Origin of the sequence: Mesorhizobium sp. 8, from assembly GCF_006351905.1 — a bacterium.
In the GTDB taxonomy this organism is placed as follows: Bacteria; Pseudomonadota; Alphaproteobacteria; order Rhizobiales; family Rhizobiaceae; genus Mesorhizobium; species Mesorhizobium composti.
Window position 1 is genome coordinate 4006187 of record NZ_CP040914.1, and the last position, 22631, is coordinate 4028817.

12 protein-coding genes and 1 CRISPR repeat array (1 of these 13 cut by a window edge) are annotated in these 22631 nt (G+C 63.8%); of the genes, 7 read left to right on the plus strand and 5 right to left on the minus strand.

Going from position 1 to position 22631, the window contains the following annotated elements:
* Nucleotides 1-2: 2 nt before the first annotated feature.
* From FGU64_RS19365 to FGU64_RS19375, 3 genes are all read right to left on the minus strand, one after another.
* The gene (locus FGU64_RS19365) at nucleotides 3-764 is read right to left on the minus strand and encodes a GntR family transcriptional regulator (RefSeq protein ID WP_139954637.1); all 762 of its coding nucleotides are present in this window, start codon (nucleotides 762-764) and stop codon (nucleotides 3-5) included.
* 243 nt (nucleotides 765-1007) lie between these two features.
* On the minus strand, nucleotides 1008-2234 hold the full coding sequence (locus tag FGU64_RS19370) for an MFS transporter (RefSeq protein ID WP_139954638.1): 1227 nt from the start codon (nucleotides 2232-2234) through the stop codon (nucleotides 1008-1010).
* Nucleotides 2235-2769: 535 nt separating this feature from the next.
* The gene (locus tag FGU64_RS19375) at nucleotides 2770-3693 is read right to left on the minus strand and encodes a LysR family transcriptional regulator (protein WP_139954639.1); all 924 of its coding nucleotides are present in this window, start codon (nucleotides 3691-3693) and stop codon (nucleotides 2770-2772) included.
* 167 nt (nucleotides 3694-3860) lie between these two features.
* On the opposite strand from FGU64_RS19375, the gene FGU64_RS19380 reads away from it, so the two are divergent.
* A complete protein-coding gene (locus FGU64_RS19380; protein WP_139954640.1) occupies nucleotides 3861-4685 on the plus strand; it encodes an aldo/keto reductase in 825 nt (274 codons plus the stop codon).
* A gap of 118 nt (nucleotides 4686-4803) precedes the next feature.
* Nucleotides 4804-6015: an MFS transporter gene (locus FGU64_RS19385; protein ID WP_139954641.1), complete on the plus strand. Its 1212-nt coding sequence runs from the start codon at nucleotides 4804-4806 to the stop codon at nucleotides 6013-6015.
* A 229-nt stretch (nucleotides 6016-6244) separates the two neighbouring features.
* Here FGU64_RS19385 and FGU64_RS19390 read toward each other — a convergent pair whose 3' ends face one another.
* Together FGU64_RS19390 and FGU64_RS19395 are read right to left on the minus strand one after the other, a co-directional pair.
* A complete protein-coding gene (locus FGU64_RS19390) occupies nucleotides 6245-6940 on the minus strand; it encodes a response regulator transcription factor (protein WP_139954642.1) in 696 nt (231 codons plus the stop codon).
* The gene (locus FGU64_RS19395; RefSeq protein WP_139954643.1) at nucleotides 6937-8436 is read right to left on the minus strand and encodes an ATP-binding protein; all 1500 of its coding nucleotides are present in this window, start codon (nucleotides 8434-8436) and stop codon (nucleotides 6937-6939) included. Before FGU64_RS19395 ends, FGU64_RS19390 begins: the two co-directional genes overlap by 4 nt.
* A 340-nt stretch (nucleotides 8437-8776) precedes the next feature.
* On the opposite strand from FGU64_RS19395, the gene FGU64_RS23765 reads away from it, so the two are divergent.
* From FGU64_RS23765 to cas2, 5 genes are all read left to right on the plus strand, one after another.
* Entirely contained in the window at nucleotides 8777-12943 is a 4167-nt protein-coding gene (locus FGU64_RS23765) for an autotransporter domain-containing protein (protein ID WP_139954644.1), read from the plus strand.
* Nucleotides 12944-13090: 147 nt separating this feature from the next.
* Nucleotides 13091-14911 (plus strand): DEAD/DEAH box helicase, encoded by a 1821-nt coding sequence (locus FGU64_RS19405; protein ID WP_139954645.1) that lies wholly within the window; start codon nucleotides 13091-13093, stop codon nucleotides 14909-14911.
* A 788-nt stretch (nucleotides 14912-15699) separates the two neighbouring features.
* The gene (cas9, locus tag FGU64_RS19410; protein WP_139954646.1) at nucleotides 15700-18969 is read left to right on the plus strand and encodes a type II CRISPR RNA-guided endonuclease Cas9; all 3270 of its coding nucleotides are present in this window, start codon (nucleotides 15700-15702) and stop codon (nucleotides 18967-18969) included.
* Between the two features lie 13 nt (nucleotides 18970-18982).
* The gene (gene cas1, locus FGU64_RS19415) at nucleotides 18983-19906 is read left to right on the plus strand and encodes a type II CRISPR-associated endonuclease Cas1 (protein ID WP_139954647.1); all 924 of its coding nucleotides are present in this window, start codon (nucleotides 18983-18985) and stop codon (nucleotides 19904-19906) included.
* Nucleotides 19907-19935: 29 nt separating this feature from the next.
* Nucleotides 19936-20241, plus strand: coding sequence for a CRISPR-associated endonuclease Cas2 (gene cas2, locus FGU64_RS19420; RefSeq protein ID WP_136358651.1), 306 nt, complete (start codon nucleotides 19936-19938; stop codon nucleotides 20239-20241).
* Between the two features lie 71 nt (nucleotides 20242-20312).
* Nucleotides 20313-22631: direct repeats of the CRISPR family, unit length 36 nt; unit sequence AGTGTAGCCGTTCAGAGATCGTGGTCCAGCGGCAAC (it continues 92 nt past the right edge of the window).

A 22631-nucleotide genomic window follows, 5' to 3' on the forward strand; every position in this document is an offset into this window, starting at 1 on the left:
CGTCACGCCCCGCGCGCTGGCGCCGGGGCGTCGACGAAATAGTCGGGGTTGAGGTCCTTGATGTCGCCGATATCGGTGATGAGCGTGCTCAGATGCCCGTTCATGAGCGCGGCGGCGGCGACCGGGTCACGCGCCTCGATCGCTCTGGCGATGGCCGTATGCTCTTCGATGACGCGCAGCATCCGGCCCTCCTGCGGCAGCGTCAGGCGTCGGTAGCGGTCGACCTGCACCTTGACCTGCTGAACGACCGCCCAGATGCCCGGATAGCCGGCCATCTCGGCGACCGCGGCGTGAAAACGCTCGTCTGCCTGATGGAAGGCTTCCCGGTCGCCCGCGACCTCGCTTTCGCGCATTTTCTCGATGACGGCATGGAGGCCGATGACCTGGCTGCGGCTGGCGCGGCCGGCAGCAAGACGCGCCGCCGTCTCCTCGAGTGAGGTGCGGATGACGATCGCTTCGGGTAACGCGCGCAGCGGGATATGGGCAACGAAGGTGCCCGATTGCGGGAAAATGTCGACAAGCTTTTCGTTCGCCAGCCGCAGCAGCGCCTCGCGCACCGGCGTACGGCTCACGCCGTAGGCTTCGACGATCTCCTTCTCGACGATCGGCTCGCCCGGCGCGCGGCGCATGGAAATGATGTCGTCGCGCAGTTTCGCATGGATCAGCGAGGCGGCGGTCGCCGGCCTGTTGGGCTCGCCGGCGCGGCCGCCGGCGAGCGCGTGTCGGCCGCGTCCCTCACGCCCGGCTGCGGCGGCTTCGCTCATTCCGGGGCCCTCCGCGTGGCGGGCTGCGGGGCGCCGCCGGGACGACCCGCCAGGCGGGGCATGCGCTTCATCGTCAACTCCGCTCGACATCGGGAAAGGTCACGATCTCACTAACTAATATATCTAATATACTAGTTAGTGAGATGTGCAAGAAGGAATCCAGTCAGGGGCGTTGCCCTATGACGACGGCCGCGAAATGCAGCTGGTGACGGGGCTTGGTCGATGGCGTCGGGCTCAGACGCCTCACGCCGGCAATTCCCTCAGGCTCGGCACCCTGGAAGCACAGATGGCAAGCAGTTGAATCAGGAACCCTACGGCAGCCACCATCAAACAAGCCTCTACTCCGAACCGAGACGCGACAATGGCGCCCAGGACGGCCCCAACAGGCCTCGCGCCGGCTGTGGCGGTCATGATCAGGGCAGATACCCGCCCCAGCATGGAATGAGGCGTGACGGCCTGCCGCAAGGTGGTGGTGGATATCGTCCAGAGCATTGGTCCCATGCCAAACAGGAAAAAACTCAACGCGGGTAGGAAAGCGCTCTGGACCCAGGCTGTGAGCAACATCACCAGGGCGGCGCAGAAACCGAAGAGCGGACCTGTCACGATCACGATGCCGAAAGAGAAGCTTCGCGCCGCGAGAGGCGCAAGGAGCGCGCCGATGACCATGCCCACGCCATAGGTTCCAAGGGTGAAGCCCACCTCGGTTGGTGACAGGCCGAGATTCTGGACTGCATAGGCGACGAATATCGCCTGCAGAACGAACCAGGCCGTATTGAAAAATACGGCCGTGATGATGATCGGCCGCAACAGGTCGTGCGAGGCAACGAATGCCGCTCCTTCCTTCAGGTCGAGAAGCAGGTTGCGCTTCATCGCTCGGCTTAATCCGTCTTCAGTCGGCAAACCGCGCAAGAGCATGACCGCAAGAATGGAAAGACCGGCAGCAAGAACATAGGCCGTTGACGCTCCGGCCCACCCTACGATTGCCCCTCCCAATGCTGGTCCTGCTGCGTATGCAGGGCTGCGGGCCAGTTCCAACCAGCGGTTGGCGTCCCCGAGCCGGGCGCGTGGCACGATCGACGGGATCAAAGCCGGCGCAGCGACGCTGTAGCAAACGGTTCCTATGGCTCCGAGAAAGCCGAGAACGGCAAGAAGCGGCAGATTGAGCGCCCCGGTGGCAAGCAGACAAAGAATCGCCATCAAGGAAATGGCACGCAATGCTTCGCATCCCACCATCAGCATACGGCGGGACGCGCGATCGACCAGCAGCCCGGCTGGGATGGACAACAGCAGGAAGGGCAAGGTTTGCGCGGTTTGCAACCATCCGGTTTCTGCCGGTCCAGCCGACAGCAACAACACGGCGACGAGAGGGGCCGCTGCCAGGGCGATCTGCTCGGAAAACTGAGCAAAGAGATTGGACCAGGCCACTCGCTGGAAAGCAGCCGGCAATGTGGGTGTGGTGTCGATCTGCATCGCTATTGGCGTCTCCGTCGATGAACCGTCAGGAGACACGAGGAGTTCGGGGAAACCATCCGATTCCTGCCTACAAAAGTAAAAATTCCGAATTTCCTGCTGTTGTGGCGACGGTTCGTCGTATCACCTCGGTGACAAGTTCGAACGCTACATCTCGAAGGATCGGCACAACGCCCATCTACGCCGCAGGGACTACACCGCCATCGGGACAAGATGGCGCGTTCCGTATAGCGCCCTGGCAGCTCGGCTACCCGGCGGGGACGTGACGAACCTCCGTGCCACGAAGGATATCTGTCGATGGTGGCCTTCAAAACCGCCACCTGATCGCGGCATCGGCTGAGAAACCGCTCCCGCATCGTCATACCGAAGTGGCTTTGGCGACCGAGATGGCGTGATCGTCAGCTCTTCCCTATCTGGCCTCCGGCAGTCAGGTGGCTGTGGTCGGGTTACGACGCAAAGAGTCCGGCATGCACTCCCTCCGGAAGAACATCGCGGCGATCAGGTCAACAGTAAGCGGATCGCCGGCGACCTCTCATCAGCCATCCCTTTCGGGCGTGCTGCCGTCAAGGAACTGCTGCAGCCGCGGCACGACGAAATCGAGGAACACGCGCACGCGCTGCGGCATCCTTGCTCCCCCGAGGAAGACGGCGTGTATCTGCTCCTCGTCCGACGCGATCACGTCGGCCAGTACCTCCACCAGCAGCCCGGAGGCAAGATCGGCCCGCACGTGATAGTCGCCCATGCGCGCGAGCCCAACGCCCGCGAGCGCCATGCGGCGTACCGTCTCGCCGTTGTTGGCCAGCAGCGAGCCCTTCACCGCGCGGTCGACGATGCGCCCGCTTTCCTTGATCGGCCAGACCGGGGCGGCACGCCGGAAGTTGAAACCCAGGCAATTGTGTCGCGCAAGATCGTCGACAGTGCGCGGGATGCCATGCTGTTCGAGATAGGCGGGCGAAGCCACGATCTTGCGCCGCGCCACGCCGATCCGGCGCGCGACCATGCCGGAATCGGGCAGGGGGCCTACCCGGAACGCGATGTCGGTGCGGTCGAGATAGAGGTCGACGATCTCGTCCGACAGCGAAAGGTCGACCGTGACGTTGGGATAGGTGCGCCAGAAATCCGGCAAGATCGGTTCCAACCCCAGCACGCCCAGCGCGACGGAGATATTGACCCGCACCGTGCCGCCGGTCGTCGTGGCCCCCTGCGCCAGTTCCCGCTCGACCTCGTCCAGGTCCTGCAACAGGGCCTGGCTGCGTTCGTAGTAGATCTGCCCCTCCGCTGTCAGCGACAGCCGTCTTGTGGATCGTTCGATGAGGCGAACGCCGAGCCGGGTCTCGATGCGCGAAACGAGCTTGCTGACCGTCGATGGCGTCATACGCAGCAAGCGTGCTGCCTCGGAAAAGTTGCCCGCCTCCACCACCCGCAGGAACACCTGCATCTCGCCTGCACGATTGTCCATCGCTGTATTATCTTTGATTTCGTTTCACAGATGAAGTGGAAACCGGGCGGATTATCAAGTTCCGGGCGATGCCCTATTTCATGCCCACGAACGAAGTATGTCTCCCGAAAGTGAAATGCGGCTTTTGGAGGCGTACGCGAACTGGACGCTTCCAGAAGGAGATTTTGATGCAAACCGTTACCGCGCACGGCGCGACCATCCCCGCCCTCGGCTTTGGTGTGTTCCGCATGTCGGAGGAAGAGGTGGAGCGTGTCATTCCGGCCGCGCTCGAAGCGGGCTTTAGCCATTTCGACACCGCGCAGATCTACGGCAACGAAGCCGCGCTCGGCCGAGCATTTGCCCGTGCCGGCGCCCGCCGTGGCGACCTGTTCCTGACCACGAAAGTCTGGGTCGACAAGTACAGCCCCGACAGCTTCGCGGCCTCGGTCGACGAGAGCCTCGACAAGCTGAAAGTGGACCAAGTCGACCTGCTTCTCCTGCATTGGCCGGCCGACAAGGTGCCGGTCGCGGCGCAGATCGAGATGCTGGACGCCGTGCAGGCCGCCGGCAAGACCAAGTTCGTCGGCGTCTCCAACCAGAACATCGCGCAGATGCGGGAATCGGTCGAGCGTTCCAGAACACCCATCGTGACCAACCAGGTCGAACTGCATCCCTATTTGCCCCAGCATAGGCTTGCCGCCGCGGCGAAAGCAGCGGGTGTCGTTCTCACCGCTTATTACGGTATGGCCGACGGCGCGGTGCCGAAGGACCCGGTGCTGCAAGAGATCGGCGCCAAATACGGCAAGAGCGCCGCGCAGGTCGGTCTGCGCTGGCTGGTGCAGCAGGGTCATATCGCGCTCTCCAAGACCGCCAAGCCCGAGCGGGTCAGGGAGAACATCGCGATCTTCGATTTCGTCTTGGACGAGGCCGACATGGCCGCCATAGCCAAGCTGGCCAGGCCGGATGGCCGGATCGTCAGCCCCGCCGGCCTCGCGCCGGAGTGGGACGCCTGAGGCCTGCCTGAAGGCAGGCAGCGGCCGGCCCGGAGCACGCACAATGCAATCGTTTTAGCCGCATTCACATCGCGAGGCGATCCCGCCTCGCCGCGGAATGCCTTGAGGAGCCTTCATCATGGACGTACAGACGTCAGCGGTCGCACCGGCCGGAACATCCTCCGATGCCCGCTGGGCGCTTCTCGCTCTTGCGATCGGCGCATTCGGCATCGGCACGACCGAATTCTCGCCGATGGGACTTCTCCCCGTCATCGCCAAGGGCGTCGATGTGTCGATCCCGACGGCAGGGCTTCTCATCAGCGCCTATGCGATCGGCGTCATGGTCGGAGCGCCGATCATGACGCTCGCCTTCAGCCGTTTCGGCAAGCGCACGGCGCTGATGTTGCTGATGGGCATCTTCACCGTCGGCAACCTCATGTCGGCAATGGCGCCGGGCTACTTCACGCTGCTGGTCGCCCGGCTGGTCACCAGTCTCAACCATGGTGCCTTCTTCGGCCTCGGCGCGGTGGTGGCGGCGAGCGTGGTGCCGAAGGAAAAGCAGGCAAGTGCGGTGGCCGCCATGTTCATGGGGCTGACCATCGCCAATATCGGCGGCGTGCCGGCGGCCACCTGGGTCGGCCAGCAGATCGGCTGGCGGATGGCCTTCGCCGGGACGGCGCTGATCGGCATCGCCGCGATCGCGGCGCTGTGGACTGCCCTGCCGAAGGGCGAGCGCGGCGCCATGCCCGACGTGAAGCGCGAACTTCTCGTGCTTGCCCGGCCCGCCGTGCTGCTTGCCATGGCCACCACCGTCATGGGCGCGGGCGCCATGTTCACGCTCTACACCTATGTCGCCCCGACACTGGCGACGCTGACAGGCGCCTCCGCCGGCTTCGTGACACTGGGGCTGGTGCTGATAGGTACGGGCTTCACCATCGGCAACCTTCTGGGCGGGCGGCTGGCCGACTGGTCTCTTGACGGTGCCACCAAGATATTCCTCGCTGCGCTGGCCGCGATCATGCTCGTCCTGCCGCTGGCATTCGCCAGCCATGCGGGGGCGGCCATCGGCCTGCTCTTCTGGGGTGCGGCGGCCTTCGCGATCGTTCCGCCCGTACAGATGCGGGTGATGCAGGCGGCCTCGGACGCGCCGGGGCTGGCTTCCTCCATCAATGTCGGGGCCTTCAACCTCGGCAACGCGCTGGGCGCCGCGATCGGCGCGGCGGTCATCGGCATGGGCCTCGGCTATGCGGCCATTCCGATCGCCGGCGGCCTGCTGGCGGTTGCGGGCTTCGGCATAGTGCTCATCGGTGGCCGCGAAAAAGCACCGCAACTCGAAACATGCGGAGCCTGAAGCAGTGCTTCAGCGCTTCGCGCAAACCGAGCTGATAGGCAGGGCCGGGGGAATTTTCAGAGGGTTGACGCGTGCTTGATCTTTTTCAGCAGTGGGTTTCCACAACGTGACGTATGTGCCTTGCACGATCTCGATCGGAATGTCGGTTCCCATGATCGGCCAGCATGCTGACCCATGGTTGCAAGATGACGCAATTCCGGGAAACCGGGGGCTGCCGTTAGATGGATGCTTATTGCACGGTGGCAATCGCCGTGAATGTGTATCCGACACCGTAAACCGCCTTGATTGGGGCCGGCAGTTTTGAATGAAGCTCGATCTTGCGGCGCAAACGGCTGACGACGGCATCAAGGTGCCGATTATCGAAGCTGGACTTGGGGCGTGTGAGCATCTCCATCAACCTTTCGCGCTGGCATACCTCGCCGCAGCATTTGCATAACACGTTCATGAAGGCGAATTCCGTCGCGGTCAGCTTGAGCGCATGCTGATTGGGAGCAGTCAGCGTCCAGCTCGTGCTGTCCAGTATCCATTGGTCGTCGTGGTCGGTCGTTGTGTGAGGCGGGTTCCCGGTTCGCCGCAGCAGGCTGCGGATCGCGGCCTCGACCTCGCGCAAGGTGCTGTCCTTGACGAGATAGATGTCGGCGCCGCTCTCGAAGCCGCGGATGCGGTCGTCGCTATCGCCGAGCGCCGTCAGCATGATGATGCCGCAGGAATGCGACCGCCGGATTTCCCCGGCAAGGTCGAAGCCGTTTCCGTCCGGCAGCCCGACGTCGAGGATGACGACCGAAGGCGCGTTGTCCCCGGCAAGGACGCGCCGCATGTCCCGCGCCGTCGCGACGCCCGTCGTCTTAAAGTCCTTCAGCTCCAGGAAGTCGGCCAGATCCGTGCGCAGCCGGGGTTCGTCCTCGACGATCAGGACATGGGTCAAACCATTGCCTCCTCTGCCGGCCGGGCCTGCCGGGCGGCGTTCGCCGACAGCGGCACGCGAACGATGGCCACTGTTCCGTGCGGGCTCTCGGGGCGGCCATTGAGCCGACCGTTGATGTGGCCGTTGGGCCGGCTGTTGGGAACGAGTTGCAATGTGCCGCCGTGATAGGCGAGCAGCCGGCGTGCCGTGTAGAGCCCGAGGCCGGTGCCGGCGACCGCCTTGGCGTTGGAGGCCCGGAAGAAGCGCCGGCCGATCCGACCGCGCTCGGCGTCGGGGATGCCTATGCCGTGATCCCTGACCTCGACCATGAAGAACCCGTGGGCCTTGCCGACGTCGATGAAGACGGGCGCGCCGTCGGGCGAATATTTGAGGGCGTTGTCGATCAGGTTGATGATGACGGTCGCGAGCATGTCGGGATCGACATGAAAGCAAACCGCGTCGTCTTCCACCCTGAAGCGCAGGCGGTCGCCATGGGCCGTCATATCGAAATGCAGCCGCACGTCGGCGACCAGCGCGCCGATCCGCGTCGCCTGCGGCTGAAAACCGCTTTCGCGATCAACCGTCATGAAGCGGTTGATGAGGGAAAACAGGCGGTCGAGCGCCTCGCCGATGCCGGAGAGCCGCTCGCGTGTCGCTTGCGGGGATCTGTCGCCGACAAGGCCGATCATTTCGACCGCGTTGCGGATCACCGCCAGCGGCGTGCGGAATTCATGGCTGACGACGCGCATGAAATCCGCCTGCTCGTCGCGCAGCGCCCGCTCGGCTTCGAGGCTTTCGTTCAACTGGCTTTCCAGCCGCCGCCGTTCCTCGACTTCCCGCATCAGCGCCTCATTTTTCTCCCGCAGGTCGGCCGACAACCGCGAACTGACCATGAAGAGCATGCAGGCAAAGAAGGCGATCAGGAACAGCGTGCCTTGCAGCAGATACCAGGCGTTCCGGTCGGCGAGCACGGGGGCGCTCTGGAAGTCGACCGGCAGCCGGAATTCGATGAGGCTCTGGGCGAGGCTGGCGATCATGTATTCGGCGAGGACGGCGACGGTGACCCAGCGCAGCAGCGGCGGCTGCGTCCGGTCGCGGACAAGGCCGAGGCACATCACCGACATCATGACCACGGTGAAGAAAGTCGAGGTGTGGATGCGGATGGCGAGGTTGCCGGGGTCGAAGACGACGGCGGCGCTCCAGGTGACGACCTGGAAGATCAGCAGAGAGATACCGATCCAGGTGTAGCGCGGCTGCCCCAGGAAGCGGGCAAGGCCTTCGGCAAGCAGCACGAGACCCAGCTTGATGACAGTGTTGTGCAGGATGACGGCCAAGGCAGCAGGCTCAGCGCCACGCACGATCATCAGGAGAAGGCCGACAGCTATGGCCGCGAAACCTGCCGCCAGGAATTTGAGTTCGTAGAGATGGCTCCACGCCCGCCACACGAATATCCAGGCGACCGCCTGCAAGCTCGCCGTCGCCAACGCGACAACCAGTACGGTTCTGAGATCAAGCATCCCCGCGCTTTCACACCGGGCCCCCAGCCACGACCCCAAGCAGATTCGAAACCGAATTTTGCAGGTGTTGGACGGGTGCGCAAGCGTTGCCGGCTCTTGCAAGAATTGGTCAGAATTCAGTGGAATTGATCGGTGGAATGGCCGCGCGTCCCGACATTACACTTGTCGGGACTTGATGCGGTGGCTCTTTCCGCATGGTGGCGCGCGCCGCCATGCGCGCAAAGGGCTGGAGGGAAGCTGGCCTGCGAAGCCACGAGGGGCATCGCCGGCGAGCTTCGTGTCGCTTGCCGCCGCATTGCCGCGGGCCATCCGATGGCCGGCACAGACATGCGGGGGCCTCATGCCGGTCGTCTCGAGACGCAAATTCCACCCGCAGGCGCGCACGCTGGCGCTTCTGTGCTCGACCGCGCTGAGCGGAACTGTGGCGATTTTCTTTATCGTATCTGGATTGGGCGTCGGGACGGGCGCTGCGTCGGCAGGCGAGTTCGCCGCCAATGACGACGTCAGCCTGCGGCAGGCGATTCAAGACGCGAATGCGGATATCGACCCCACCTCGACGATCACGCTGACGGACAATATTACGCTCGATCCCGCCACGCTCCCGACCATCAGTCATTCGATAACCATCGATACCGGCGGCTTTGCCCTCAAGGCCCAGGATGGCGATATCCCAGGCGGAGACGGGCGCACTGTGACCCTCCCCTTCGATCCGGGAGGGTTGCAGATGACGGTCATCGGAGACGGGCACATTAACGGCGGCGATGGCGCCAATGGCGCCAATGGTGTCGTGGGGGCCGATGGCGGCGACGGAGGCTGGGGCGGTGATGGGCTGCATATCGACAGCCTTCAGTCACTCGAGATTGCCGACGGTTTCGTGGAGGGCGGTATTGCCGGATGGGGCGGTGCCGCAGGCGCTGGCGGCAACGGAGGGAATGGCGGCATTGGCGGAAACGGCATCTGGCTGGGTTCCGGCGACCTGGTCAATGACGGCACGATCTACGGCCAGATCGGGAGCATTGGCACCGGAGGCGTCATTGGCGGCAACGGCGGCAACGGCGGAAATGGCGTCGTTCTCGGCTCCGGCACGCTGACCAACAACAACATCATCAGTGCCGGAACCGCCGCCGCCGCCGGCGCCGGCGACGATAGTGGCGGCAACGGTGGCTTGGGTGGCATCGGTGTCGCTCTCGGGTCCGGCGCACTGATCAACAACGGCACGATCTACGGCAGCACCGGCGGTACCGGCGGTACCGGCATCAGCGGCGATGGCGGCATCGGTGGCGCGGGCGGTGCCGGCGTTACTATCGACGATGGTCAGTTGACCAACCGCGGGACGATAACCGGGGGCTTGGGCGGCAATGGCGGCGATAGCCGCAGCACCAGCGGCGGCATCGCTGGTGCTGGCGGCATGGGCGGCATGGGCGTCTTTTTCGGCACGGAAAGCCAAGGCGTAGTCGATGCCGATGTGACCGGCGGCGCGGGCGGAAATGGCGGGAATGGCCGCGGTGCTGATAGCAGCGACGCCTTCGGCGGTGCGGGTGGCGCGGGCATCGTGTTTCGGGGCGGCGGTTCGATCAACGTTAACGCCGCCGTGGCCGGCGGTGACGGAGGCAAGGGTGGGAGTGCGGATGTCGCCCTCGGCGGCGCGGGCGGGGTCGGCATCGAAGGCGCCGGCCTGACAATTACGATGGGTGCAACCGGCAGCGTTTCGGGTGGTATAGGCGCGGGCGCGGCCAGCAACGGCTTTGCCGTGAATCTCACAAGCGGTTCGAATGTTATAAGCTTGTCCGGCGTAACATCTCAGATGACGGGCGGCATCAATGTTGCCGCTGGAGATCTCGAATTCGTCACGAGCGGGGATGCGACGATCTCCAACGTCATTTCGGGCGGCGGCAGCCTGCTGTTCGACAGCGCCGGCAGAAAGCTGACCTTGACGGGCATCAACACTTACACTGGGGGCACGCAACTTCTTGGCGGCACGCTTTCCGTCTCCTCTAACGCCAATCTTGGCGATGCGTCCGGCGACCTGACCTTCGGTGGCGGTACGCTGCGGAACACGGCAGCCCTGGCGACTGCACGTGACGTCACGCTGGACGCGGGCGGCGGCACGTTCCAGGCCGATGCCGACCTGGCGCTGAACGGTATGATCTCCGGCGCAGGCAGCCTGACCAAGGCTGGAACTGGTGTACTGACGCTGTCGAACGCCAACAGCTATGACGGAGGCACCACGATCTCGCAGGGACAGCTCACGGCGGCCGCCACCGGCGCGCTCGGCACCGGCGCCGTGGACGTGAAGGATGGCGCTGCGCTCGCCTTCATCGACGACAACACCAGCGCCGGGAACCTCGCCATCACGCTGGGCGATCACTCGACCATACGCTTCAACGATGCTTCTTCGGCGGGAACGGCAACGATCGCCAATACGCAAGGCTATATCAATTTCTACGATAGCGCCGCCGCCGGAAGCGCGACGATCGTGAACGATTTCGGCGGAACCTCGTTCAATGCCCACTCGTCCGCAGGCAATGCCGACATTACGGCCAAGAATAACGGAACGATCGACTTCTACGACACTGCCACGGCCGGCACCGCAACGCTCACCAGCATGGCCGATGGCTTGATCCGGTTCCACGGCGACACTACGGCGGATGACGCCACCGTCGTGGGCAAAGCCGGCGGGTTGATCGACATTTCCGACCTGACCTCCAGCGGCATCGGCATCGGTTCGCTGTCGAGCGACGGCGAGGTCGTTCTCGGCTCGAAAGCCCTGACGCTGGGCGGGCTCGGCAAGGACGACACCATCGGCGGCACCATCGAGGACGGAACGGACGGCACTGGCGGTTCGCTCATCAAGACGGGTACGGGCACGCTGACACTGAACGGGATGAACACCTATACGGGGCTGACCACGATCACTGACGGCAAGCTCGTGGTCGGTGACGCCGGCCACGCGACGGCGAGCCTCGCCGGCGGCGTCCGGGTCAACAAGGGCGGCACGCTCGGCGGCATCGGCACCGTCGGATCGACGACGGTCGCGTCCGGCGGCACGATCGCGCCGGGCAATTCGATCGGCACGCTGACCGTCAAGGGCGACATCGCTTTCGACGCCGGCTCGACCTATCTGGCAGAGATCAATCCGGCGCACGGCGGCGATCTGATCGACGCCTCAGGCAAGGCGACGATCGCCGGCGGCACCGTCCATGCGCTCAAGGCGGCCGGAATCTATACGCCGGGCAGCCGTTGGACCATTGTCGGCGCTGGCGGCGGAGTGACGGGAACCTTCGATGCGCTCGACCAGAACATGCCCTTCGTCGACCTCGCGCTCGCCTATGACGCCAACCACGTCTACATCGACGCCGCGCGCAACGGGGTGGCCTTTTGCGACGTGGCGATGACCTTCAACCAGTGCTCGACCGGCAACGGCCTGGAAAGCACCGGCGGCGGCAATCCCGTCTATGACGCGGTCGCAGCCCTTCCCGATGCCGGGAGTGCCCGTGTCGCGCTCGATGCGCTGTCGGGCGAGATATACGCCTCCGCCAAGTCGGCCTTGATCGAGGACAGCCATTTCGTCCGCGATGCGGTGAACGACCGCATCCGCTCGGCCTTCGGCGATCTGTCTGCATCCACCATGCCGGTCATGGCTTATGGCGAGGGCGGTCGGCGTCTCGTCGCGCCGGACAGTGTCGGCCCGGTCGCCTGGGGCCACGCCTTCGGCTCATGGGGCTCCTTCGACGGCGACGGAAACGCGGCCGCGATGGACACCGCCACCGGAGGCTTCCTCGCCGGCATCGACGGTGAGGTCGCTTCGGGCGCCCGCCTCGGCTTCCTCGCCGGCTACAGCCATTCCACCTTCGACGTCGACGCCCGAGCCTCTTCCGGCTCCAGCGACAATTACCATCTCGGCCTCTATGCGAGCGGCAGGTGGGATGCGCTGCGCTTGAGCGGAGGCCTTGCCTATACATGGCACGACATCGAGACGGGCCGTTCGGTCGCCTTTCCCGGTTTCCGCGACAGCCTGACGGGAGACTATAGCGCCGGCACCTTCCAGGCCTTCGGCGAGGCCGGCTATAAGATCGGCATAGGCGCGACCTCCCTCGAGCCCTTCGCCAATCTTGCCTATGTCAATCTCACCACAGACGGCTTCACCGAAAAGGGTGGTGCAGCGGCGCTGACTGTCCGTGGCGAGACCACAGAGACTACTTTCACCACGCTCGGGCTTCATCTGTCTTCGGCCTTCGATCTCGGCGGCATCAAGGCGACGGCGCGCGGCACGCTCGGCTGGCGCCATGCCTTCGGCAACCTGACGCCGATCTCCACCCATGCCTTTGCCGCCGGCGACGCTTTCACCGTCGCCGGCGTGCCGATTGCAAAGGACGCAGCACTCGTCCAGGCCGGGCTTGATCTTGACCTCAGCGAGACCGCGACCCTCGGCTTCGCCTATCAGGGCCAGTTCGGCAGCGGCGTCACGCAGAACGGGTTCAAGGCTGATCTCAGCGTCAGGTTCTAGGAAGTGCGGACTCTTGGGAAATCCCTAGCGTCCACGCTTCCTGGTCGTTGTGCCGGCGACAAAGGCTCTTGTGATTGCACCAACGAAGGTCATTAGGTGCCTGGACGGCTGCCGTGGTAAGCGGCTTGCGAAACAGAGACCGCAATCATGACGCCGACCGACGACGCAGCATCCCTGCCGACCACCATCCATCCTGCCCTGGCTTCCGCCCTGGCGGCGAAGGGTTACAGCCAGTTGACGCCGGTCCAGACGGAGATGGCCAACGGCGGCCATGGCGAGGCCGACCTTCTGGTCTCGGCGCAGACCGGCTCGGGCAAGACGGTTGCCTTCGGCATCGCGATCGCCTCGACGCTGCTCGGCAACGCGGAACAATTCGAAGCGGCGGGGCGACCGCTCGGGCTGGTCATCGCGCCGACACGCGAACTGGCGATCCAGGTGCGGCGGGAACTCGACTGGCTCTACGCGGCAACGCAAATCGAGACCGCGACCTGCGTCGGCGGCATGGACATGCGCAAGGAGCGTCGTGCGCTGGAGCGTGGTGCGCATCTTGTCGTCGGTACGCCGGGACGGTTGCGTGACCACATCACCAAGGGCGCGTTGGACCTTGGCGTGATTCGCGCCGTGGTGCTGGACGAAGCCGACGAGATGCTTGACCTCGGTTTCCGCGAGGATCTCGAATTCATCCTCGGCGCTGCACCGGCCGGGCGCCGGACGCTGCTGTTCTCGGCGACGGTGCCGCGCGGCATCGCGGAACTGGCCGGGAATTTCCAGAGGGACGCGGTGCGCATCACGGCGACCGCTTCCACCGAACAGCACGCCGACATCGAATACCAGATGATGCTGGTGCGGCGCGACGAACGCGAACATGCCGTCATCAATGCGCTACTCGATTCCGACAGCGGCGGCGCGCTGGTGTTCTGCCATACGCGCGAGGCGGTGCGGCACCTGACCGCGCGGCTGGCCAACCGCGGCTTCTCCGTCGTCTCATTGTCGGGCGAGATGGCACAGTCCGAGCGATCAAACGCCCTGCAGGCCATGCGGGACGGCCGCGCGCATGTCTGTGTAGCGACCGACGTCGCAGCGCGCGGCATCGACCTGCCGAATCTCGACCTGGTGATCCATGCGGACGTACCGAGCAACCCCGCGACGCTGCTCCACCGTTCGGGCCGGACGGGACGAGCCGGACGCAAGGGGATTTGCGTGCTCATCGTGCCCGAGCACAGGCGCGGCGCCGCCCAGCGCGTGTTGGCACTCGCCAAGCTTTCGGCCGCTGTGCGGGCCGCTCCCGGCATAGCCGAGATCGAGGCACGTTACCGCAGGCAGATCCTCGACACTGCCCTTGCGGCCGCCGAACCAGACGGAGCGGAAGCGACGTTCGTGGCTGAACTGCTCGCGACGGCAACGCCGGAGCGTATCGCCGCCACCTTCCTGCGCCAACAACTAGCGGCGCGACCGATGCCGGAGGACCTTTCTCCGCTGCCTGTCGCCGACATGCAGGCGAGAAAGCCCAAACGCGACAGGCGGACCGAAGGCGAGCACGGCGCGCCGCCAACGCGCGAGGCGCGCAAGCCCGATATGGAGGGCGGCGTCTGGTTCACGCTGTCGCTCGGTCGCAAGCAGCGCGCCGACCCGAAGTGGCTGCTGCCGATGATCTGCAAGGCCGGCGGCGTGTCGAAGCGCGACGTCGGCTCAATCAGGATCGACGACACCGAAACCCGCTTCGAGGTCGCCGCCGACAAGGCGGCCGGTTTCGCCGAGCAGATCAAGCGACCGGGCGGCATCGAGCGGGGTATCGTCATCGAGCCTGCCGCGGAGGGGCGCAAGGCATCGTGGCGGGCGAGGCCGAAGTTCCGCAAAGACGGAAAGCTCGACCAGAAGCCGTTCAGGAAGCCGCACCGCAAGGGCGGTTCGGCTGAGCATCACGCTTCCGGCAAACCGAAAGGCAAAAGGCCGAAACGCCCGGCGTAACCAAGAGTGACGCTTCCATGGGGTGAAAGCGGCGGTTGCGGATGCCGGATTCCAAACGAACACGGGTTGCTGGCGTCTCCCGTTCGATTTCTATTCACTTTGGCGCACGGGGAGCGATGACGAGGGAACAAAGGTGTCCGCCACGTTTCATTCTCAGCCGCATTTGTTCCGGCGCGACATGACCTTTGTGGTGGCAATCGCAGGTCCTGCTTTCTCCTTTGCCAGACGAGCCTGCCTCGGCGGTGCCGCCAGCCCAGAAGGCATTCCACACCTGGTCGATTTTCGAACGAAGATCGCCTGCGAGCCCTACGTCCCTCCCAGACAACGAAATCGCTGTCGGAGGAACTCGCAGCCCACGCCGGCGTCACGCCAGACGAAAAAGGCGGCGCCGGAGCGCCGCCCTTATCTGGTGCAGACTGGCTGCTTGTTAACCGCCAGACCACGATCTCTGAAACGATACAATAACGGCTGATGGACGGCCGTCAAGCGGAAGGAGATATGGTCCAGCGGCAACTACTAAGCAATGGGAGAATGCAAACACAGTGTCCCAAACCATAGTGCCATCTGCAATAAGGCGAGTGCGCACCCGCGTGGCAAGGTTTGGACCCGTTGCCCGGTCGAGTTTGGACCCCGACCCAAATCACATTGCGTCTGGGGATATCAGGGTGTTTCCTGAACGTCAAATGCTTAGTAGGGAATTTTGACAGCTTAAATTTTGTGTCCTATAATTTGACCGTTCAGCATCCTGCGGTAGGATGTCGTGGGGCAAAACAATCAGGGCGGGTATCATGCGCTGGAGGCTTGGGGCCGATCTCGGCACGAATTCACTTGGCTGGGCAGTCATCGAACTGAACGAAGACGACTCGCCTATCGGCATAGTCACCGCCGGGGCACGCATCTTCAGCGACGGTCGCGACCCGAAATCAGGCGCCTCGCTCGCCTTCGACCGGCGCGCCGCGCGCGCCATGCGCCGCCGCCGCGATCGTTTCAAGCAGAGACAGGCGGCGCTTCTCAAGTACCTGACCGAAGCCGGTTTCCTGTCGGCCGCCGAGGTGGAGCGCAAGGCGCTGGAGGGGCTCGACCCGTTCGAACTGCGCGCCAGGGCATTGCGGGAAAAACTGCCGTTGCACCATCTCGGGCGCGCGCTGTTCCACCTCAACCAGCGGCGCGGCTTCAAAAGCAACAGGAAGGCCGATCGCGGCAAGAACGATGACAGCGGCAAGATCCGGGTGGGCGTGGCCCGGCTGCACGAGGCCATGCGCGATGCCGGCGCCGAGACTTTTGGCGACTACCTGCACGGCCTGCGCGCGGCCTCGTCCGATCCCAACGCGATTGCGAGCGTGCGCACGCGGCTTCGGCCCGAGACGGGCGAAGGCGCGCGCGGCGACGGCTACGATTTCTATCCCGACCGCCAGATGCTGGAGGAGGAGTTCAATCTCATCTGGCAGCGGCAGGCGCAATACTATCCCGAGACGCTGACGCCCGAGAACGAAAAACGCTTCTTCGAGATCATCTTCCACCAGCGGCCGCTGAAGGAGCCGAAGATCGGCACCTGCACGCTGGTTCCTGGCGAGCCGCGTCTGCCGAAGGCGCATCCGCTGTTCCAGCGCCGGCGACTTTTGGAGGAGATCAATGCGCTGAGGATCGTTACCGCCGGCGCGAACCCGGCGTCGCTGAAGCTGCAGCAGCGCGAGGTCCTCTATCTCAAGCTGAAGGACAAGAAAGCCGTCTCGTTCGAGACGCTGCGCAAGGCGTTGAAGCTCGATCCCGATGCGCGGTTCAACAAAGAGGGCGAGAACCGCAAGGAGCTCAAGGGCGACGAGGTCGCAGCCGAACTCGGCGCTAAGACGCGCTTCGGCACGCTTTGGCAGCATCTATCCGACGAAGCGCAATGGGAGGTCGTCTCGCACATCCGCGAACAGGAAAGCGACGAGGACGAGGCGATGCTGGTCGCCTGGCTGGAGGAGACGCACAAGCTCACCCCTGAGCAGGCCCACGCCACCGCTGGCGCCCGCCTGCCGGAAGGCTTCGGCCGTTTCGGCGAGACGGCGACGAAGAAGCTGATCGCGGCGCTGAAAGCGGCGGTCGTCGTCTACAGCGAGGCGGTGGAGAAAGCCGGGCTCGGCCATCATTCGGATTTCCGAACCGGCGAAGTGCTGGACGAACTGCCCTATTACGGCGCCGTGCTGGAGCGACACATCATGCCCGGCACCGGCGATCCGGCCGATCCGGAGGAGCAGCGGGTTGGCCGGCTGACCAATCCCACCGTGCATATCGGCCTCAACCAGCTTCGCCGCGTGCTGAACCGGTTGATCAAGCGCTACGGCCCGCCGGAGCAGATCGCCATCGAACTCGCGCGCGAACTGAAGCTCGACGAGGAGCGCAAGCGCGAGATCAACGCCAAAAACCGGCAGAACCGCGAGGCTGCGGTCAAGCGGTCCGAAAAGCTCGGTGAGATCGGCATTGCCGACAAGGGCGCCAACCGCGCGCTGCTGAAGCTGTGGGAAGAACTCAATCCCGGCAATGTGCTCGACCGGCGCTGCGTCTACACCGGCAAGCTAATTTCGGTCGACATGCTGTTCTCGGGCGCGGTGGAGGTCGATCATATTTTGCCGTTCAGCGCCACGCTCGACGATTCCAACGGCAACCGGCTTCTGTGCATGCGCGAAGCGAACCGCGAAAAGCGCAAACGCTCGCCCTACGAAGCCTTCGGACACCGGGACGATTGGGAGGACATTGCCGCACGCGCCGCGCGGCTGCCGCGCGAAAAGCGCTGGCGCTTCGAGCCGGACGCCATGTCGCGTTTCGACGCCCAGGGCGGCTTCATCGCACGTCAGTTGGTCGACACGCAGTATCTGTCGCGCCTGGCGCGGGAATATCTGAGTTCGCTCTATCCGGGCTCCGGCGAGGGCAGCGGCCATGTCTGGGTTTCGCCCGGCCGGCTGACGGAGATGCTGCGTCGAAGCTGGGGCCTGAACAGCGCGCTGCCGGATCACAATTTCGGCGGCGGCGCCGACCAGCCGAAGAACCGCAAGGACCATCGCCATCACGCCGTCGATGCGGTCGTGATCGGCGTGACCGACAGGCGGCTGCTGATGAAGATCGCGCGCGAAGCGGGCCTGCGCGGGCATGAGGCCGCCAACCGCGTGACGGCCGACCTTGCCGAGCCGTGGGAGGATTTCAGCGACGACGTGCGCGACGTCGTTCGCACCATCGTCGTCAGCCATCGCCCGGATCACGGCACAGCCTCCAAGGCCGGTTTGCCAAAGGGCCATGACGCAACGGCGGGACGCCTGCACAACGAAACCGCCTATGGCCTGACCGGCGAAAAAGACGAGAAAGGCAACGACCTCGTCGTCCACCGTATTCCGTTCCATGCGCTGAAAAAGACCGCCGACATTGATGCCTTGCGTGACGCCGACCTGCGCGCGGCCCTGCACGAATGGACCTTCGGCCTCGACGGCAAGGATTTCGAGGCAAGGCTGCGCAAGTTCCCGGAACTCGGCCCGCTTCAGTTTCGTCGGGTCCGAAGGGCGCGCGTCATCGAGCCGCTTTCGGTCATCCCCATCCGCGACCGCAGCGGCCGCGCCTACAAGGGCTACAAGGGCGATTCCAACTACCGCTATGACGTCTGGGAAATGAAGGACGGCAAGTGGCAGGCGGAAGTGGTATCGATGTTCGACGCGCATAAGCCGGGCTGGACATCGAAGATCAGGAAGGAGAATCCGATCGCGAAGAAGGTGCTTTCGCTGCATCAGGACGATGTATTGGCGATCGAGCAGGATGGGGGAACAAGGAAGTTGGTCCGCGTCGTCAAGTTCGGACAAAATGGGCAAATCACCTTGGCCGAGCCTCAAGAAGCCGGCGATCTTAAGAAAAGGGACGCAGTCTCGACCGATATTGATCCCTTCAAGTATTTCTCACCAACACCAGGCGGCTTGAAGCGCGCCAGGGCCAGGCAGGTGCGGGTGGACGAACTGGGCCGCGTTTCCGATCCGGGATTTCCCGCGCGCAAGGCGGCGCGGCGAAGGCCTTCCAAGCGCGCGGCTGCCGAGTAGGACGTCGCATGCGATGGAACGGATTATCGACATCGCCACCGACGGCCGTCATCTTTCAGCGCATCGAGGCTTTCTCGTCGTCAGCGAGGATCGCGCGGAGGTCGGCCGCATTCCTCTCGACGACGTTGCCGCGGTTATCATCCATGCCCATGGCGTGACCTGGACAACCAATCTGGTAGTGGCGCTCGCGGAACGCGGTGCGTTGCTGGTGCTGTGTGGCGCCAATCATGCGCCGGTCGCCGTCTGTCTGCCGCTCGACGGGCATCACGGGCAGAACGCGCGTATGCGCGCGCAATGGGATGCCGGCAAGCCTCTCGCCAAGCAACTCTGGCGCGAGATCGTGGTCGCCAAGATCCGCTGGCAGGCGGCGGTACTGGAGGCGCAGGGCATCGAATCCGGCGCTTTCGCCATGCTCGCCCGGCGGGTGCGCTCCGGTGATCCCGACAATATCGAGGCACAGGCGGCGCGGCGCTACTGGCCGTTGCTTATGGGGGAAGAATTTCGCCGTGATCGCTCGGCGGAGGGTGTCAACGCCTTGCTCAACTACGGCTACACCGTGCTGCGTTCGCTCGTTGCGCGCTCGGTGGTCGCGGCAGGGCTGCATCCGTCCATCGGCATCCACCACGCCAATCGCGGCAACGCGTTCGCACTGGCAGACGATCTCATCGAGCCGTTTCGGCCATTGGTCGACCTGGTAACCGTGAAGCTTGCCGCCAAGGGATGTTCAGAAGTGTCCTCCGACGCAAAACGCGCCTATGCGGGCCTGATCGCGCTCGACCTGCCAGGGGAAGACGGAACCACCACCGTCACGATGGCGGCAACGTATCTAAGTCAATCGCTGGCGCGCAGCTTCGAGACGGGCAAGGCGTCCAACCTTGCGCCGCCGCGCCCTCCCTCGGCGATCGAACTCGCCGGGCTGGGAGCCGTAGTCACGTGAGCGCCACTCAACTTAGCGGATATCGACTGATGTGGATTTTCGTCATGTTCGACCTACCGGTAATGACGAAGGCGCAAAGCAAGGCCGCCACCAAATTTCGCCAGTTCCTGCTCGACCAGGGCTTCGAAAAGAGTCAGTTTTCAGTCTATGCTCGGTTCTGCAACGGCAAGGAACAATTCGAGACTTACATGCGGCGGATCGAGGACCATCTGCCGGACCGTGGAGATGTTCATGTCCTTACGTTTACGGACAAGCAATATGAAAACATCGTCCGATTCTCGGGTCAGCGACGCAGGAAGCCGAGAAAAAACCCCGATCAGCTTGCTCTTTTTTGAAGCTTCAGCGCTTTTCCACTACCTGCTGAAGCAGGTATCTCATTGGTTTTCAACAAGATACCTGCTCAGGGAGTGTAGCCGTTCAGAGATCGTGGTCCAGCGGCAACAACGGGTCGGACTTCAACGCGACTGACGAAAGTGTAGCCGTTCAGAGATCGTGGTCCAGCGGCAACGAGAGCGACGCGCAGGGCGGAGGCGGCGACAGTGTAGCCGTTCAGAGATCGTGGTCCAGCGGCAACCCTAGACCAGGGCGGTCCGAACGATATGGAAGTGTAGCCGTTCAGAGATCGTGGTCCAGCGGCAACAGGATCTGCGACTTGATCGCCTCGGCCGTAAGTGTAGCCGTTCAGAGATCGTGGTCCAGCGGCAACAGAGCGACGACCGCTGGGCGGGATGGGCAAAGTGTAGCCGTTCAGAGATCGTGGTCCAGCGGCAACATGATGCCCCACGTCGCCTGCACGGGTTGGAGTGTAGCCGTTCAGAGATCGTGGTCCAGCGGCAACGTGACTGTCACTTACCCGGATGCCCCATTCAGTGTAGCCGTTCAGAGATCGTGGTCCAGCGGCAACCCACCATCCGCATGCCAGCGGCAACAACCGAGTGTAGCCGTTCAGAGATCGTGGTCCAGCGGCAACGACGGCTGGTACGCGATTAACCTGCACGGAAGTGTAGCCGTTCAGAGATCGTGGTCCAGCGGCAACGTTTCGTGGGTCGTGCAGGGCTATGACGGCAGTGTAGCCGTTCAGAGATCGTGGTCCAGCGGCAACCCATCCTTTCCGCACCGTCGCGATAAATCTAGTGTAGCCGTTCAGAGATCGTGGTCCAGCGGCAACCGATGTGCCGTTCAGCATTCAGGCCGGTGAAGTGTAGCCGTTCAGAGATCGTGGTCCAGCGGCAACCTTCTGGATTGACGATGCGACCTTCCTGCAAGTGTAGCCGTTCAGAGATCGTGGTCCAGCGGCAACGCGAAATGCAGGCGCTGCGTAATTTCCTGAAGTGTAGCCGTTCAGAGATCGTGGTCCAGCGGCAACTGCGATTTCGACTTCCATGGGTTCATCCGCAGTGTAGCCGTTCAGAGATCGTGGTCCAGCGGCAACTTGCTGGAATGGCAAAAGCTGAATCGGCTTAGTGTAGCCGTTCAGAGATCGTGGTCCAGCGGCAACCAGAAAAAGCCTGCGCAATGTTGTGCGAAAAGTGTAGCCGTTCAGAGATCGTGGTCCAGCGGCAACCGTTCCCAGCATGGCGCCAACCGGCATAGGAGTGTAGCCGTTCAGAGATCGTGGTCCAGCGGCAACCGATAGCGCATGGTGGGAATACTACGCATGAGTGTAGCCGTTCAGAGATCGTGGTCCAGCGGCAACCTTGCGGGGCTTATCAACGCCAAGTCTATCAGTGTAGCCGTTCAGAGATCGTGGTCCAGCGGCAACACGACGCGCGACGTATCTGAATGCGCGCCCAGTGTAGCCGTTCAGAGATCGTGGTCCAGCGGCAACCCAGAGGGGAGCAACGTAATCCCGGTCGACAGTGTAGCCGTTCAGAGATCGTGGTCCAGCGGCAACCGCAAAGCGCAATCATCTGTTCCGGATTGTAGTGTAGCCGTTCAGAGATCGTGGTCCAGCGGCAACACGACGTTGCAGCGCGCGGTGAAATCGCCAAGTGTAGCCGTTCAGAGATCGTGGTCCAGCGGCAACTCGCCGGCCGCGCCCTCGGCGGATGACCGCAGTGTAGCCGTTCAGAGATCGTGGTCCAGCGGCAACACGCGCTGCTGATCGCCGATGCGGTCGAGGAGTGTAGCCGTTCAGAGATCGTGGTCCAGCGGCAACCCGGCGGTCATTTCCGACACCATCTTGACCAGTGTAGCCGTTCAGAGATCGTGGTCCAGCGGCAACCCGGACGTCCGCCGGACGAAGCCGGCAAAAGTGTAGCCGTTCAGAGATCGTGGTCCAGCGGCAACTGTGCGGTCCTCGGGCCGCACCGCTCGTATAGTGTAGCCGTTCAGAGATCGTGGTCCAGCGGCAACTGGAACACCCAGTCAAAGTCATCGTATTCCAGTGTAGCCGTTCAGAGATCGTGGTCCAGCGGCAACCGTATCCGAAGCGGCTTCGCCGCACTTCGCAGTGTAGCCGTTCAGAGATCGTGGTCCAGCGGCAACCCGCTGCCGCTGCCGCCGCTGCTGCCGATGAGTGTAGCCGTTCAGAGATCGTGGTCCAGCGGCAACTCCATCGGGTCGCGGACCAATTCGCCTCTGAGTGTAGCCGTTCAGAGATCGTGGTCCAGCGGCAACCCATTCACTCGGCACGTCGCCGCGTGGATCAGTGTAGCCGTTCAGAGATCGTGGTCCAGCGGCAACATTCCAACCGATGGCGTATCACGGCGGCTGAGTGTAGCCG